13 protein-coding genes are annotated in these 15,240 nt (G+C 47.0%); 9 read left to right on the top strand and 4 right to left on the bottom strand.

Annotation, left to right across the window (positions count from 1 at the left end):
* Nucleotides 1-254 precede the first annotated feature (254 nt).
* Nucleotides 255-1,010 (top strand): hypothetical protein, encoded by a 756-nt coding sequence (locus tag FBY58_RS06170; protein ID WP_141919970.1) that lies wholly within the window; start codon nt 255-257, stop codon nt 1,008-1,010.
* A 40-nt stretch (nt 1,011-1,050) separates the two neighbouring features.
* On the opposite strand, the gene queE is transcribed toward FBY58_RS06170, so the two are convergent.
* Both queE and FBY58_RS06160 read right to left on the bottom strand, forming a co-directional pair.
* A complete protein-coding gene (queE, locus tag FBY58_RS06165; RefSeq protein ID WP_141919969.1) occupies nt 1,051-1,704 on the bottom strand; it encodes a 7-carboxy-7-deazaguanine synthase in 654 nt (217 codons plus the stop codon).
* The gene (locus tag FBY58_RS06160) at nt 1,701-2,609 is read right to left on the bottom strand and encodes an N-acetylmuramic acid 6-phosphate etherase (protein WP_141919968.1); all 909 of its coding nucleotides are present in this window, start codon (nt 2,607-2,609) and stop codon (nt 1,701-1,703) included. Before FBY58_RS06160 ends, queE begins: the two co-directional genes overlap by 4 nt.
* Before the next feature lie 749 nt (nt 2,610-3,358).
* Between FBY58_RS06160 and FBY58_RS06155 the strand changes: the two genes are divergently transcribed.
* Nucleotides 3,359-4,975, top strand: a complete 1,617-nt coding sequence (locus FBY58_RS06155; RefSeq protein WP_141919967.1) for a S10 family peptidase — start codon at nt 3,359-3,361, stop codon at nt 4,973-4,975.
* A 193-nt stretch (nt 4,976-5,168) separates the two neighbouring features.
* Nucleotides 5,169-5,417: a GlsB/YeaQ/YmgE family stress response membrane protein gene (locus FBY58_RS06150; protein ID WP_141919966.1), complete on the top strand. Its 249-nt coding sequence runs from the start codon at nt 5,169-5,171 to the stop codon at nt 5,415-5,417.
* 123 nt (nt 5,418-5,540) lie between these two features.
* Here FBY58_RS06150 and FBY58_RS06145 read toward each other — a convergent pair whose 3' ends face one another.
* Nucleotides 5,541-6,659: an MFS transporter gene (locus FBY58_RS06145; protein ID WP_141919965.1), complete on the bottom strand. Its 1,119-nt coding sequence runs from the start codon at nt 6,657-6,659 to the stop codon at nt 5,541-5,543.
* A gap of 452 nt (nt 6,660-7,111) precedes the next feature.
* On the opposite strand from FBY58_RS06145, the gene FBY58_RS06140 reads away from it, so the two are divergent.
* The 3 genes from FBY58_RS06140 to FBY58_RS06130 are packed head-to-tail and all read left to right on the top strand — an operon-like array spanning nt 7,112 to nt 10,800.
* Entirely contained in the window at nt 7,112-7,705 is a 594-nt protein-coding gene (locus FBY58_RS06140) for a sorbitol dehydrogenase family protein (RefSeq protein ID WP_141919964.1), read from the top strand.
* Between the two features lie 19 nt (nt 7,706-7,724).
* The gene (locus FBY58_RS06135) at nt 7,725-9,362 is read left to right on the top strand and encodes a GMC family oxidoreductase (protein WP_141919963.1); all 1,638 of its coding nucleotides are present in this window, start codon (nt 7,725-7,727) and stop codon (nt 9,360-9,362) included.
* The gene (locus tag FBY58_RS06130; protein ID WP_141919962.1) at nt 9,355-10,800 is read left to right on the top strand and encodes a cytochrome c; all 1,446 of its coding nucleotides are present in this window, start codon (nt 9,355-9,357) and stop codon (nt 10,798-10,800) included. The genes FBY58_RS06135 and FBY58_RS06130 overlap by 8 nt, the downstream gene beginning before the upstream one ends.
* A 15-nt stretch (nt 10,801-10,815) precedes the next feature.
* Here the strand turns inward: FBY58_RS06130 and FBY58_RS06125 are convergent, their stop codons facing one another.
* Nucleotides 10,816-11,940 carry a LacI family DNA-binding transcriptional regulator gene (locus FBY58_RS06125; protein WP_141919961.1) on the bottom strand — a complete coding sequence of 375 codons (1,125 nt, stop codon included), beginning with the start codon at nt 11,938-11,940 and terminating at the stop codon, nt 10,816-10,818.
* A 553-nt stretch (nt 11,941-12,493) separates the two neighbouring features.
* Between FBY58_RS06125 and FBY58_RS06120 the strand changes: the two genes are divergently transcribed.
* The 3 genes from FBY58_RS06120 to mltG all read left to right on the top strand — a co-directional run bounded on the left by FBY58_RS06120 (nt 12,494) and on the right by mltG (nt 15,194).
* A complete protein-coding gene (locus FBY58_RS06120) occupies nt 12,494-12,730 on the top strand; it encodes an acyl carrier protein (RefSeq protein ID WP_141919960.1) in 237 nt (78 codons plus the stop codon).
* A 193-nt stretch (nt 12,731-12,923) separates the two neighbouring features.
* Entirely contained in the window at nt 12,924-14,186 is a 1,263-nt protein-coding gene (gene fabF, locus FBY58_RS06115; protein ID WP_141919959.1) for a beta-ketoacyl-ACP synthase II, read from the top strand.
* Nucleotides 14,187-14,222: 36 nt separating this feature from the next.
* Nucleotides 14,223-15,194 (top strand): endolytic transglycosylase MltG, encoded by a 972-nt coding sequence (gene mltG / locus FBY58_RS06110; protein WP_141919958.1) that lies wholly within the window; start codon nt 14,223-14,225, stop codon nt 15,192-15,194.
* The last annotated feature ends 46 nt before the right edge of the window (nt 15,195-15,240 follow it).

Raw genomic sequence — 15,240 nt, 5'->3', positions numbered from 1 at the left:
TCGCGAAACTGAAAGCGATCCTGTTCCTGCTGTAGTCAGAAAAGCGCGGCTATCTCTTTTCGAATGTTTTTATCCGCAAGCCTTTTGCTTTGGCCTAAAAATTCATTCATAGGAGGGATGGGGGGGGATCAAACGGCAAAAGCCCGCGCATCTTCCCTATAAAAACGTCTTCATTTTATCATATGAAACGCATTTGACGGCTTACTATATAGAATCTGATAAAATGCAGAATATCGGGTTAAAAGGAAAAATTGGTGCCTTCTTTTCGTATAAAAAATCTTATCACTGACAGTTGGGCGTTCCTAAAGCGGGAAACAAAGCTGATCGCGCCGGTTGCCTTGTCGACTATTGGCTTTGGCAATTTGCTCATTTTACTGCTTTTTCCGACAAAACCGGCGCTTGAAATGGGTAGTCAACCACATGTTTTCCCGTTGGCCGTGCTGCTCATCGGAGCCAGCTTTAATCTAATCGGTATTCTGGCTTTGTCTCGATTGATCCTTTTCGGGGGCGAAAGCGTCAAAAATGCTTTTGGGGTAGCATTTAATCGTCTGGTTTCGATTTTTGCGTTCCTGTTTACAGTCTCTATTCTGTTATCGGTCGCCTTCATTTTGGTCGGCATGTTGGTGATGAAAATCTATACGATGCATCATTTCCCTATTTCGACCTCTATGATTTTAAGCGCTGCTGGCTTGGGATTAATGCTGCTTTTGGCACTGCACGTGAAATTGTTCTTCTGGTATACGCTGATGGCTGACAAATATTCCGCTTTTCAGGCCGTAAAACACAGCTTTGCCTTAACGCGCGGTCGTTTCTGGATTTTATTGCTGATCTTATTGCCGTTTTTAATCGGCGATTATGCCTTGTCGAAATGGCTGGGTGTCGCGGCTCTGTCGCCATCCTTAAAACTGGTGGCCAGCATTGTAGTTGCTCTACTGACAACCGTCATCACCACCATTCAGCTAGTTGTTCAAGCCACGCTTTATAAAAGCCTTCGCAAAAATAACTTATAATAAAGGGCATCGCCCCGTTTAACGGGGCGACATGCCATTATCATTTTACCCCGATCAATTTATGGGTTTGTACCGATAACCGCCATAACGGGCGCTTCATAACAAAGGCAATCGCCTCTTGTAGATGCGCCTCGCTTTGGTCACTATCCATCGGCTGAATTAAATAATGATCGAAATCAAGCTGTTCTAAGCCTTCGATATCAATACCGATTTGTGGCCAAACCAGCTTTATTTCATTTCCTTTTTCAAGGACAATCTCGCCTCCGGCTTTTGGGCTCATGCACACCCAATCAACACCCTCTGGGACAGGTTGCGTTCCATTGGTTTCGATCGCAATTTCAAATCCATGCATCTTCAACGCCTCAAGCAGTGCATTATCGACCTGCAATAAAGGCTCGCCTCCGGTCAAAACGGCAAAAGGCGGTATATCCTGATAGCGTTTTTCCAAGCCACCTAACCATAATTGATAGGCCTGATCTGCCAATTCTCTGGCGCTAAAACGACCACCATTTTCGCCTTCTATGCCGACAAAATCGGTATCACAAAAACGGCATACCGCTTGCTCACGGTCAGCTTCTCGGCCATTCCATAAATTACAGCCCGCAAAGCGGATAAAAACAGCCCGTCTTCCCGCTTGGATACCTTCTCCCTGCAAGGTCAGGAAGCTTTCCTTGACTGCATAACGGCTGTTCATAACACCTCTTGATTTTCAGAAGACAACGCCAAAGCATCCATTGCTTGGCGCAAATTCCCTTTATAAATGGACAGCCATTTTTCGGCTTTATCCTTGCTCTGATTCATCGCGATCAGAACGGCTTTTCGAATATCATTATCGGCCACCAACAGCGCTTCTTCGGCTTTTGCGTGATCAACTTTGGCTAATCGCCCAACCATTGAAATAGCGCGCTGATGCAATTTCACATTGGAAACCCGCATATTGACCATTAACCCACGGCAAACCAGCCCCAGACGCAGCATAATCGCGGTAGAAAGCGTGTTCAAAACGACCTTTTGCGCGGTACCGGCTTTCATTCGAGTGGATCCCGCAACCGTTTCACTTCCGGTTGCAGCCAATATCGGATGCTCCGCTGCTTCCAACAAAGCACTACCGGCATTGTTGGCGATGCTGATTGTTAACGCACCGGCTTTTCTCGCGGCGTTGATGGCGGCTATGGTATAGGGCGTTCTACCACTGGCGGCGACACCAATAACAACATCCTGATGACCAATTTCTAACTCGGCAACTTCTTGAATGGCACGTTCAACATCATCTTCTGCGCCTTCGACACTGGCGGCCAAAGCCGTCATCCCGCCCGCCATCATAAAAGCTAGTCTTTCGGCAGGCCAATTATAGGTCGGCGTTAATTCGACACCGTCCTGAACCGCGATCCGACCAGAGGTGCCAGCCCCGACATAAACGAGCCTTCTGCCCTCTAACAACCGATCGGCTGCGGCAATGCTGGCCGCCGCAATTTGCGATGATTGACTTGCCGCTGCTGCGACCGCCGCCATCTGGCCTTCCAGCATAGCGTCAACCGCATATTCGCTAGGCCAGCTATCAAGATCAATATAGCGGGGATCGACCGTTTCAGTGGACATATCGTTGCCTTGTATGGAGCCTCAGGAAAAAGGCGAAAAGAGTAATGAAAACGCCTGTTCCCATAAACAGGCCACCTCACTTTATGAAGCCATAATTTAAAAATAACAGCAAGCGGCGATCATTATCTTTTGAAAAAGCGCCTATTTGTCCCCAATTATCAGGAATGTTCCTTCATACATCTCTGCATGTTTCTAAGCAATTATGCGGAAAAACCACAAAACAGATTGTCCAAATCGCCCTTCCTTTTTTGCATCTGAACGCAAGGCTCCTCGATCAACCTTCTTTTTATTTTTTGCTTCAGAAAACTTTTGACATAAAAATGTCATTTGACATTAAAGATTACAAAAACGTAATCATAGAACCTGTAACATCGGTAAAGATTATAATAACTTATAAAGAAATGATTTTTAATAAAAAATAAGTTCTTTTTTAAAGGTTACTTACAATCTTACTTCGATCATTATCTGATTACCTCGCTTAACTATAAGTATTTAATTGTAAAATCCTAAAAATATCCAGATTAAAAATATTTATTATTATGATATTTTGTATCATTTGAAGTATTTTTCAAATATATATTAAAAATTGTAAAATGAAGTTTTCTTGACTGTTCAATAAGACAACATTATGTTTCTCTGCTGTTCAGAGGGGTGGGGCGGTTATATTCTTTTATGTCTATGCAATTTTTTGAAAATCCGCCGCTTTCTCAAATTTAAATATTTAAAGTTGTATCAAAGGGGGGCGTTTAATGCATCTAGTTCGGTCGATACTGCTCGGCATGACTGCCATGTCCACGTTAGGCATGGCCAGCATGGTTTCCGCAGAAAAAGCGGATAATAAAACAAAAGATAAAGCCGCCGCAACGCAGGCACCCGCAACGCCAGCCGCCAATGAAGACGCGCTGAAACCGGCAGAAGCCACCAGCGAAGGCAGCGTTACCGTCAAAGGTCAGACCATCCGCTATCAGGCGGTCACGGGTACCTTGCTCGTTCATCCAAAAGGTTGGGACGAAACTGTCGAGGACAAAGATAAAACGCAGCCTCGCGCAACCATGTCCTATACGGCCTATTTCAAAAAAGACGTGCCATCGACGCAACGACCAGTCGTCTTTTTCTATAACGGCGGCCCCGGTTCAGCCTCAGTGTGGCTGCATATGGGTTCTTTCGGACCCAAGCGGATTGTCGTTCCCGATCATGAACATTCCGAAGGAGCGCCTTACCGTCTGGTCAATAACGACTACAGCCTGATGGATGTTGCGGATGTGGTCTTTATTGACGCCCCGGCTACTGGCTACGGACGCGTCGCTGGTAAAGACAAAGGCAAAGCTTTCTTTGGTGTCGATCAGGATGCCTATGCTTTCTGTGAATTCATCAAAAGCTTCCTTGGAAAATTCAATCGCTGGAACAGCCCGAAATATCTGTTCGGTGAAAGCTATGGTACGCCACGTTCTGCGGTGCTTTCCAATATGCTGGAAAATGATAACTCCATTGATTTCAATGGCGTCATCCTGCTGTCCCAGATTTTGAACTTCACGCTTGATTCCGATTATCCGAACACCAATCCGGGTGCCGATCAGGCCTATATTACTAACCTGCCGACTTATGCGGCTACCGCTTGGTATCATAACCGCTTGTCAGGTCAGAAACCTGCCGATCTCGAAAAATTCCTGCGGGAAGTCGAATATTTCGCCACCACAGAATATGCGATGGCGTTACAGCAAGGCTCCGCTCTGGATCCTGCCAGAAGACAGGCGATTGCCCAGAAATATAGCCAATATACCGGCATTCCGGTTGACTATGTGCTGAAATCCGATCTCCGTATCAATGGTGGCCAGTTCACCCAGACTTTGCAGGGTAGCGATATCACCACGGGTCGTCTGGATACGCGTTTTTCAGGCCCAACCTTCGATCCTATGGAAAAAGAAGCAGGCTATGATCCGCAAAGCTCGGCTTTGTCTTCGGCTTATGTCTCGGCCTTTAACGACTATACTTTGAACCAGCTTCATTTTGGTCAGGGTCGTGAATATAAATCCATGGTGAACTTCCCAGGCGGTTGGGACTTCAAACATCATTCACCGATTGGTGGGGTTGTGCCTTGGGTCGCCAATATGATGCCTGATCTCGCTTCTGCCATGACCACCAATCCTAAATTGAAAGTCATGGTTGCTGGTGGTTATTTCGATTTGGCCACGCCTTATTATCAGGGCTGGTATGAAATGCATCATCTGCCGATCAGAAGTAGCCTCAACCAGAATATTGAATATCACTATTATAAATCAGGCCACATGGTCTACGTGAATGAAGAATCGCTGAAGTCATTGCATGACGATGCGGCATCCTTCATCCGTCGTAGCTACCAGCCCTAATTTATCTTCAAATCTTTAAACAGAAGAAAGCGGTCTTACTAAAGGCCGCTTTCTTTTTTTGTAGAGAATCTTTTATCCTAAACATTTTTCATTTTACGATTTTTTGAAAAAATTTCACATCAGGGAACAGATGTTAAAGATTGCGCGTTTATTCAATAAATATTGACAATTTTTATATTAGAGGAGTTTGGTGATGGGTCTCATTTCTTGGCTTATTGTTGGTGGTATTATTGGATGGCTTGCCGGACTTATTATGCGCGGCAGCGGTAACGGTGTTTTTCTTAATATTATTATCGGTGTGGTCGGCGCTTCTTTGGGCGGTTTCATCTTTAACCGTGGCGATATCGGCGATGTCGGTCTCAGCGTAGGTAGCTTTGCTGTCTCTTTGGTGGGTGCGATTATTTTACTCGCTGTCATCAACTTTTTTAAAGCGCGCTCATAACCTACTGAAAAATAACGATAACGCTTTTTAAAAGCGGGTCGTTAATTTCCTAGCCTTGCGGGTGAGGCTTACTTCTCTATGTCGTGCAAAACGACGATGCCTCACCCCGTGGATAAAATCTAATCAGACCTTTATTCTTTTGGCAAAGACGGCCACGCCCGCCAATAAAGCGGCAATCATAAAAAACGATATCTTTAAACCAACGGCATTGGCGATAAACCCGACCAAGATCGGGCCCGCCAAAACGCCGGTATATCCAATGGTAGTCACGGCAGATATAGCCAAATGGCTCGGCATGACATTTTGCCGTCCGGCCACGCTATAGACAACCGGAACAATATCCGCACATCCCAAGCCGATCAGCGCATAGCCAATAAAGGTTGCGGCGGTGTAAGGCACAAAAATCACAACCAGATATCCGGTCATCGCCAAAAGACTGCCTAGCAATACTGTTTTCACATGCCCTAATTTGGCAATAATGCTGTTACCAAACAATCGTCCGCCGGTCATCATCGTGGCATATCCGGCATATCCCCAACCGGCCTGTTCAACTGGCAATTTTCTAATCGTGGTCAGAAATACACCACCCCAATCCAGCACAGCACCTTCTGCTAAAAAGGCAATGCAGCAAATCACGCTCAAAAGCCAAACCATGCCTTTGGGTATCGCAATGGTTGCGGCATTATTTCCATCACCTTTGTCCGGCAATAACGCTTTCCAAAATGCCAATAGCAAACCCAAAAGAACGGTCGATGCCATTATCCCTGCCGATAACGGGGAAAATGATCTAGAGAAAACCAGCGCCAAGCCTCCGGCACCAACCGCACCACCGATACTATATAAAGCATGGAATCCTGATAGAAGAGGCCGCTGCGCTCTCTTCTCGACAATAATCGATTGAATATTCATCGCGGCATCAATGGCACCCACCGCGGCACCGACAATCAACAAACTACCACCCAACAGGATAGGGGAGGTCAATGTCGCCAGAAAGGGAATAGCCGTGGCGGTAATTACAACACCCGTTGTAATCACGGCACGACAGCCAAACCGATTGGCCATGCTGCCCGCCAAAGGTAACGAAAAAATCGCCCCTAATCCTAAGCATAAAAGCAGATAGCCAAGCTGCCCATCCGAAATGGCGGTGTGTACTTTAACAAAAGGGATCAATGCCCCCCATGTTGAAATAGCAATACCGAGAAGAAAAAATATCGCTGCCGTCCCGATTCTCGCGTTTTTCATGGCAAACCCTCAAAATATTTTTATTTTTTTATTATTAAATATTGTACTATTTTATTAGTATTTTAAAATTTTTATCTATTCGACAACATATTTAAAAGCAGAAATGCCTGCCCATCCAAACAGGCATGCCCCATCAAATGAAGCCGTAATATAGGGACGGTCTATTCTATATAAACGCTAATCGCTGCATAAAATTTACAAAAAAATCGGTTCATTTCAGATCATCGCAACATGACACCAAAACCCCTCTATTATGGGGCTTTATCCTCTGGGCTTTCGTTCTTACTCGCCATACAGAAGGCGCAACACGTAAAATAACAAATAAAAACAGCGCTTGAATGTAAATAAAAGGAAATATTTTAAAAAATAAGCGTTAAAAGGCTAAATATAATAAATAGATTTTGATGTCGGGATTCGCGATATTCAAAGCAATCAGACGCAGGGTATTATCTATGGTTGGTTATTCTCGTGAGAAAGACAGACCCTTTTCTGCATTTTTCTCATTCCCTTGGCGTCGCCGTCACATTCTGGCGACCGGTTTATCTGCTGTTGCTATTTCTGTTACCGCCGATATCTCGTCTGATGCCTCATCCCCGACTGCGGGGGCAGATAGCCTTGATTTCATGAAAATTTCTCTCTGCCTAACTGATCGGAAAACACTCGATCCGGTGCTCGGCAAAGCGCTTTTTTGCAGGCTAATCGGAAAAACCCCAAAACGTCAGGCTAAATTCGGACAGCTTTCCAGCATTTTTAACAGCCAACCATGGGAAAATGCCAATCATTTCGTCACAACGGCTGTCAAACAAAATCCTGATTTACCCCCTCTAATACGGGATATTTTGCATGGATGGTATCGGGGCATCGTTGATGAAAAGGTCGTCGTTTACCGATCGGCTATGATGTTTTCTCTGACCCGCAATATTCTTTATCCAAAAACCTATGCCAATGGCGATCTGTTCTATTGGACAAGTCGCCCTCCCGAAGTGCCGCTTCCCAAAGGGCAACCGGTAATGAAACCCGATGTCCCCGAAAGCCTAGGAAAATAAAAGCAGAAGGTAATATAAAATGGCATCTTCAAATGATCTTTCTGCCGATATTGTCATCGTCGGTTCCGGCGTTGCAGGCAGCAGTATCGCCAAAGAATTGGCAAGCACCGGCGCTTCTGTCATCGTGCTCGAAGCGGGTCCCCGCGTTGACAGGCAACATATTCTCGATAACTGCCGAAATACGGTCAATAAAAACAAATATGACGAACCTTATCCGCCTTCCCCTTGGTCAATGCATCCGCCCGATCAAAGCACACCAAATGCCTATTTGCATACGACAGGGCCTGACGCGCAAGCCTATCAGCAAAGCTACCTCCGAATTCTAGGCGGCACGACTTGGCATTGGTCGGCTTGTGCATGGCGTTATCTGCCTTCTGATTTTGAATTACAGTCCCGCTATGGGGTAGGGCGCGACTGGGCTTTGAAATATGACGATCTTGAGCCTTTTTATTATCAGGCCGAAAGCATGATGGGGGTTTGCGGCCCCGATCCCAAAATAGAAGATCTAGGCTCGCCCCGTCGCCAACCTTATCCGATGGATGCATTGCCGCTATCCTATGCCTCGGAACAATTTAAAAAGCTGATTGATACACACACGCCTTACCGCGTTGTCCATGAACCACAGGCACGAAATACTCGCCGCTACGACAATCGCCCGACTTGTGAAGGCAACAATAACTGCATGCCGCTTTGTCCGATTGGTGCCATGTATAATGGTATCCATACGGTCATGCATGCCGAAGCCGCAGGCGCACGCTTCATTGATAATGCCGTGGTTTATAAAATCGAAACTGATGCCTCCAATAAAAAGGTGTCTGCGGTTCATTATTACGACCCCGATAAAAATAGCCATCGGGTCACCGGCCGCATTTTTGTCATCGCCGCACATTGTATTGAATCGGCTAAATTGCTGCTTCTTTCTGCAGATGATAAAAATCCTGCCGGTGTCGCCAATAGCTCGGATCAGGTCGGCCGAAATATGATGGATCACACAGGGGTGCAGGTCACTTTTATGAGTGGTCTGGATTCGCTTTGGTGTGGCCGAGGCCCCTTGGAAACCAATGTCATCGACAATTTTCGGGATGGTTCTTGGCGGAATGAACGCGGAGCCTACCTAGTTCATATGGTGGATGATAACCAGATTGATCTGGCAACCGCGCTCGCCATTGATAAAGGTTATGTCGGCAAAGACCTTGAAGATGAAATCCGCTACGGTGCATCGCATCTGGTGCGGCTCTTCAGCCATAACGAAGGTATGCCGGATCCCAATAACCGCCTAACCCTCAGCAAAACCCATAAAGACGTGTTGGGTATCCCGCATCCCGAAGTCTACTATAAACTGCCAGAATATACGGTCAGAAGCTGCGATAATTCCCGCCAGTTATTCAAAGAAATTATGGGGCTGATGAAAGGCTCCGATCCACGCTGGACACCGGGCTATTTCCCGCAAGATCATCCAGCGGGCAGCACCATCATGGGACATGATCCAAAGGATTCCGTTGTTGACGGACATAACCGGACGCATGACCATGAAAATCTGTTTATCGCCAGTTCGGGCGTATTCGCTTCTATGGGGACAGGCAATATCACCCTAACCGTAGCAGCCTTGGCGTTACGGGTCGCCGATACCCTTAAAAAAGAGATATATCATGGCTAAAGGTTTCTCTTGCTTCTCCCGACTGCGGCCTTTTCTCGCAATGACGACCGGCCTTGCTCTGGCGATTTCAACGGCTTCATGGGCGGCTGCACCCAATGGCGACGATGCTCTGGTTCAAAAAGGCGAATATCTCGCGAAAGCTGCCGATTGCGTCGCCTGTCATACCGCCCCCAATGGCAAGCCTTTTGCCGGTGGTCTCGCCATAACTTCGCCTATGGGTAATATCGTATCGACCAATATCACACCGGATTCCGAAACCGGTATTGGCCATTACAGCGAAGCCGATTTCACTCGCGCGCTGCAACGCGGTATCCGAAAAGACGGCGGTCATCTCTATCCGGCGATGCCCTATACCGCTTATGCGGGTCTCAACAGCGCGGATATTCACGCGCTCTATCTCTATTTCATGAAATCGGTTGCGCCTGTTTCACAGAAAAATCAGCCTACGAAGCTGTCTTTTCCGTTTAACATTCGTGCTTTGATGATGGGGTGGAATCTTCTCTTCTTACCTCATGATGCACAAAAAACCGATTTCGATCATTTGTCTTCTTTCGAGCGTGGCCGCTATCTAGCGGATACGCTCGAACATTGCAGCACCTGTCATTCCCCGCGCAATTTGTTCATGGCTGAAAAGAAATCCGCCTATCTTGGCGGCAGTCCTCTTGGCGGTTGGTATGCGCCCAATGTCACTTCCAGCGTCAACAGCGGCATCGGCAGTTGGAGCGAAGACGATCTGGTTACCTATTTCAAAACAGGTGAAGTCGCTGGCAAGGCAAGGGCAGGCGGCGGCATGGCCGAAGCTGTCAGCAACAGCCTTAGCCATTTAACCGATCGCGATCTGCATGATTTGGCCAGCTATATTAAACAGGTGCCTGCGATCAATGATGCCCAAGATCAGCGCCCGCGCGATCAATATAGCGCTCCTGTTGAAAACACGGATCTCAGAACTGGCGAGACAATACGGGTTGATCGCCCTGTCGTAATGGATGGTGCGGCGCTATATGATAACAACTGCGCCAGTTGTCACGGCGGCAACGGCAATGGCAGCCCCGATCAGCATATTCCGTCTCTATACAACAACAGCGTTATCGGATCGGCACAGGCCAATAATCTGGTGATGACCATTCTCACGGGTGTGCAACGCAAAATAGACGGTCATGAAGTCTTCATGCCGTCTTTTGGCGACCAATCGCTGGTTCAACGCTTGTCTGATAAGGAAATCGCCAGCCTTGCAAATTATGTCACCGGACGCTTTGGACGGGGTGATGCCCATCTACAGGCATCCGATGTGCAAACAATCCGACAAGGCGGCGCCAAACCCTTCCTCATCCGCTATATTTCTATGCTGGTGCTGATGGGCGGCTTGGGTATCTTGCTTGTGCTTTCACTGATCTACCGTTGTTTCAAAAAAACGGGCAGGAAAGGGGCTGCAAGCTAAAGGAGAAGCCTAGGCTTAGGCTTCTTTCTTGTCTGCAAGACCGGACGTAAGAGGCGGGCCCGCAGAATCACGGATAATCAAAGCGTGGTCTAATTCCACGTTTTTGATTTCTTCGGTATTCCAGCCATTTTCCAGCAGGTTGAGGATAATATCGGTCGCGGTATAGGCCATGGCCGATATCGGCTGGCGCATGGTCGTGATCCGAGGCCAGACAATAGAAGCCAGCTGGCTGTCATCAAATCCGACAACCGATAATTCGCGCGGAATAGAAATCCCATGTTCGTGGGCGGCCTGAACAATACCTGCGGCCATATCATCATTCGATGAAAAGACAGCCGTTGGCCGTGGGTTCAAGGCAAAAATCTTCCGTGCCGCTTCCAAACCACTGCTGAAACGGAAATCACCGGCAACAACTAGATCGGGATTGAACGGAATACCCGCGCTTTTTAACGCATAGCAATATCCCTCGAAACGGGCATTACTGGCCGGATGCACTGGATTACCACGAATAAAGGCGATATCTTGATGCCCTAAACCGATCAGGTAACGGGTCATTTCTCTTGCTGCGATCATATCTTTGATCGTCACACAAGGGGAACCTGCACGCGGTTCTGTGCCTGCCACGCGGACATAAGGCACACCGCTTTGATCCATTTCTTCCATAATTTCCGGATCATTGGACAATGGCTGCGTTAAAATAACGCCCGCCAAACCGGAACTTCGGATAATGGCAATCATATTGCCGTGAAATTCTTTGAAATTCTCAACCGGAAACATCAACAGACGATATGGCTCGCCACGCAATCGATCCAATGCCCCTGTCTGGATGTTAACGACATAATTCGGGCTAGGATTTTCATAAAACAGACCGATCATATAAGACTGACGACCGGCCAGACTCCTTGCTGCCATATTCGGATGATAATTAAGCTTATGCGCTGCCTGCAAAACCCGTTCACGCATTTCCGGCCTGACATTGGGTTCATTATTCAAAACGCGGGATACTGTTTTGATTGAAGCCCCCGACATGGCGGCCACATCACGGATTGTTACCATCGGCACCCGTTTAGAGGAGCCAGAGGCAGTTTCCGTGTTTTTTGCAGCATGGTAAACGCTGTCATCAGTAGAGCGGGAAGTCACAATAAATTATCCTTCCGCATCATCTTTTCGGTTTCAAAGGGGATATTTTGACAAAAAAGAGCAAAACTTTTAAGAAAAATCTGGATGATGCAGTTGTAAAAGCTAGATTCCAAGAATTATCCCGTTATTTTCATTTTATGTGCTAATCGGTTATAGCATTTATATTTAATTTTTAGCTTTTGGCGAGAGAGAAAATCAATAGAAAAAAAATAACACTATTGGTACATGTTTTTTAATATCATTCTGGTGCTGGCGTTTAGACAAAAATATTCGTTATCTATGACATCTTGTCTGAATAGAGAAAGCCTAATATAGCCCTTCATGATTTTCAAAAACAGTATAAAGGCGATCTCCCCTCTTGCCAAGCGCGCCTATGCCCCGCTAGGGGCATGAATGTTATTTATATAATAAGCCCGCCTTCATTTTTTTCGTCCCTCTAGCAAGGACAAAAGAAACAGCAGACGGTTTTGCTTGTGTTTAGATTTTTTTCGGATTGTCTTAATTTTCAGGAAAATGCAAGACTCCGGTTCTTAGTGAAGTGAAAGGTTAAAAAATGAGCGATACTGCAGAGCGTATCAAAAAGATTGTTGTCGAACATCTGGGTGTTGAACCCGACAAAGTCGTCGAAAATGCAAGCTTCCTCGACGATCTCGGTGCCGACAGCCTCGACATCATTGAGCTGGTTATGGCCTTTGAAGAAGAATTCGGTGTCGAAATTCCTGATGATGCCGTAGAAAAAATCGGTACGGTCAAAGACGCTGTCAGCTACATTGACGAGCACAAAGCCTAATTGAACTAAAAACAGGATCGGCGAAAACAGAATCCCCGATCCTGTTTTTATCTCTGTTATATTCTATTATCTTTTGCCTCTACCTTCAATTAAGAATAAAATAGTCTATATTCACGTCTTGTCTTAAGAAATCGAAGGAGGGGTGTCATGCGGCATAATGCTGAAGGCATTCTGTCAAGGGGAGAAAAGTAACATGCGTCGTGTAGTCGCTACCGGCTTGGGAATGGTGACTTCGCTTGGTGGCGATGTCGAGACAACATGGTCCAATATTCTGGCTTCAAAGTCAGGCGCTGGCCGTATCACGCGTTTCGATCCGGAAGGTTTTGCCTGTACCGTTGCCTGTGAAGTCAAACCGGCTGACCATGAATACGGTTTCGACCCGTCCAAACGCGTTGACAGCAAGACTGTAAGACAGGTTGAGCCTTTTATTGTTTATGGCATTGATGCTGCTGGACAGGCCTTGGAAGATGCTGGCCTCATGGATATGAGCGAAGAAGAAAAGCTGAGAACCGGCCTTTCTATCGGTGCTGGTATCGGTGGGTTACCCCGCATCGAACGAGAAGCCATCATCTGCCATGAAAAAGGGCCTCGCCGCGTTTCGCCCCATTTCGTCCATGCCAGCCTTATCAATCTGACCGCCGGACAGGTTTCTATCCGCTACGGTCTGAAAGGCCCCAACCACGCTGTTGTGACGGCTTGTTCTTCCGGCTGCCATTCTATTGGTGATGCCAGTTGGATGATTCGCATGGGGTATGCGGATGTCATGGTCGCCGGTGGTTCGGAATCCGCTATTTGCCCCTTGGGCATTGCTGGATTTTCTCAGGCACATGCCCTGTCCACCGGACATAACGATACGCCTGAAAAAGCATCCCGCCCATATGACAAAGGCCGTGACGGCTTTGTTATGGGTGATGGTGCCGGTATTATTATTCTCGAAGAATATGAACATGCCAAGGCACGCGGAGCCAAAATTTACGGTGAAATCATCGGTTACGGTATGACCGGCGATGCCTATCACGTGACGGCACCTCAGCCGGATGGTGATGGCGCTTATCGTTCCATGAAAATGGCACTCGAACAGGCCAAACTCAGCACCGCTGATATTGATTATGTCAATGCTCACGGTACTTCGACCCCTATGGGTGACGAAATCGAAGCCAATGCCGTTCGTCGGTTATTTGGTGATGACATTCAAAATATGTCAATGAGCTCGACAAAATCCGCCATCGGCCATTTATTGGGTGGTGCCGGTGCTGTTGAAACGATCTTCTGTCTGTTGGCCATGCGGGATCAGATTGCGCCTCCGACCATCAACCTCGAAAATCCGAGCGATGGACTGGCTGGCTTTGATCTGGTGCCGAATGTTCCGAAAAAACGCTCTATCAAAGCCGTGCTGAATAACAGCTTCGGTTTCGGTGGAACGAATGCCAGCTTGATCTTCAAAGCTGTCGACTAAGCTATTATGTGCCGCCTTTTTAACCGGCAAGACAGAATGAGCGGGCAAAAACCGCCAAGCCGCTGGCTTGGCCGCCTGCTCCTTTTTCTGGTGCTTGCGCTGGTTTTCTTGGGCGGCATTGCTTTTCATCGGGCAATGGTGACCCCCAATAACAAAGAATTGGTTGTCACTATCCCGGAAGGCAGCTCTTTTGGCCGGACAGCCCATCTCTTAAAAGAGGCGGACGTTATTCGTTCCGAAAATGTTTTCTTGTGGCTGTTACACAGCAAACCCTCTTTTATGCTCAGGGCAGGCGATTACCGTATCGGGGCATCAAGCTCCCTTAATCAGGTTATTACCCTTCTTTCCCATGGCCCCAATGTCCGGCATATCTTCGTGGTGCCGGAAGGCATGCCTTCTCTCGAAGTGCATGATCGTCTGATGGCTGAACCACTTTTAACAGGTGATATCACCGTTCCTGATGAAGGCAGTCTGTTACCAGACGGCTATTCTTTTACCCCCGGTGAAAAACGTTCTCTTGTCATTGCCCGTATGCAATCGGCAATGCAAAAAATGCTCCATAAATTATGGGCTGATAAATCACCTCAAGCACAGGTCAAAACTCCCGAAGAAGCGATTATTCTTGCTTCTATCGTGGAAAAAGAAACCGCTCTTCCCGAAGAACGACCTATCGTGGCCGGCGTCTATTATAACCGCCTTGCCAAAAATATGCGGTTACAGGCTGATCCCACGATTATTTATCCGATTACGCATGGCTATCCTTTGGGACATCCTATTCTTCGTTCGGAATTACAGGCGCAAAACGACTATAACACCTATCAAATGCTTGGCCTTCCAAAGGGGGCAATTACCAATCCGGGTCGTCAATCTATTGAGGCGGTTTTACATCCGGCAAAAACTGAAGCGCTCTATTTTGTTGCTAATGGCAAGGGTGGCCATATTTTTTCCAATAGCTTGGAAGAACAAAATCGCCATGTTCGCGATTATTACGCTTCAAAGAAAAACTGACTTTTCCTATCCCAAATTAAAATTCTAAAAAACGCGTCTAACAATG

The sequence above is a fragment of the Zymomonas mobilis genome (genome assembly GCF_006715975.1).
GTDB classification, from domain to species: domain Bacteria; phylum Pseudomonadota; class Alphaproteobacteria; order Sphingomonadales; family Sphingomonadaceae; genus Zymomonas; species Zymomonas mobilis_B.
The sequence above is the reverse complement of the archived record's forward strand: the minus strand, read 5'-3'. Positions and strand labels throughout refer to the sequence as shown.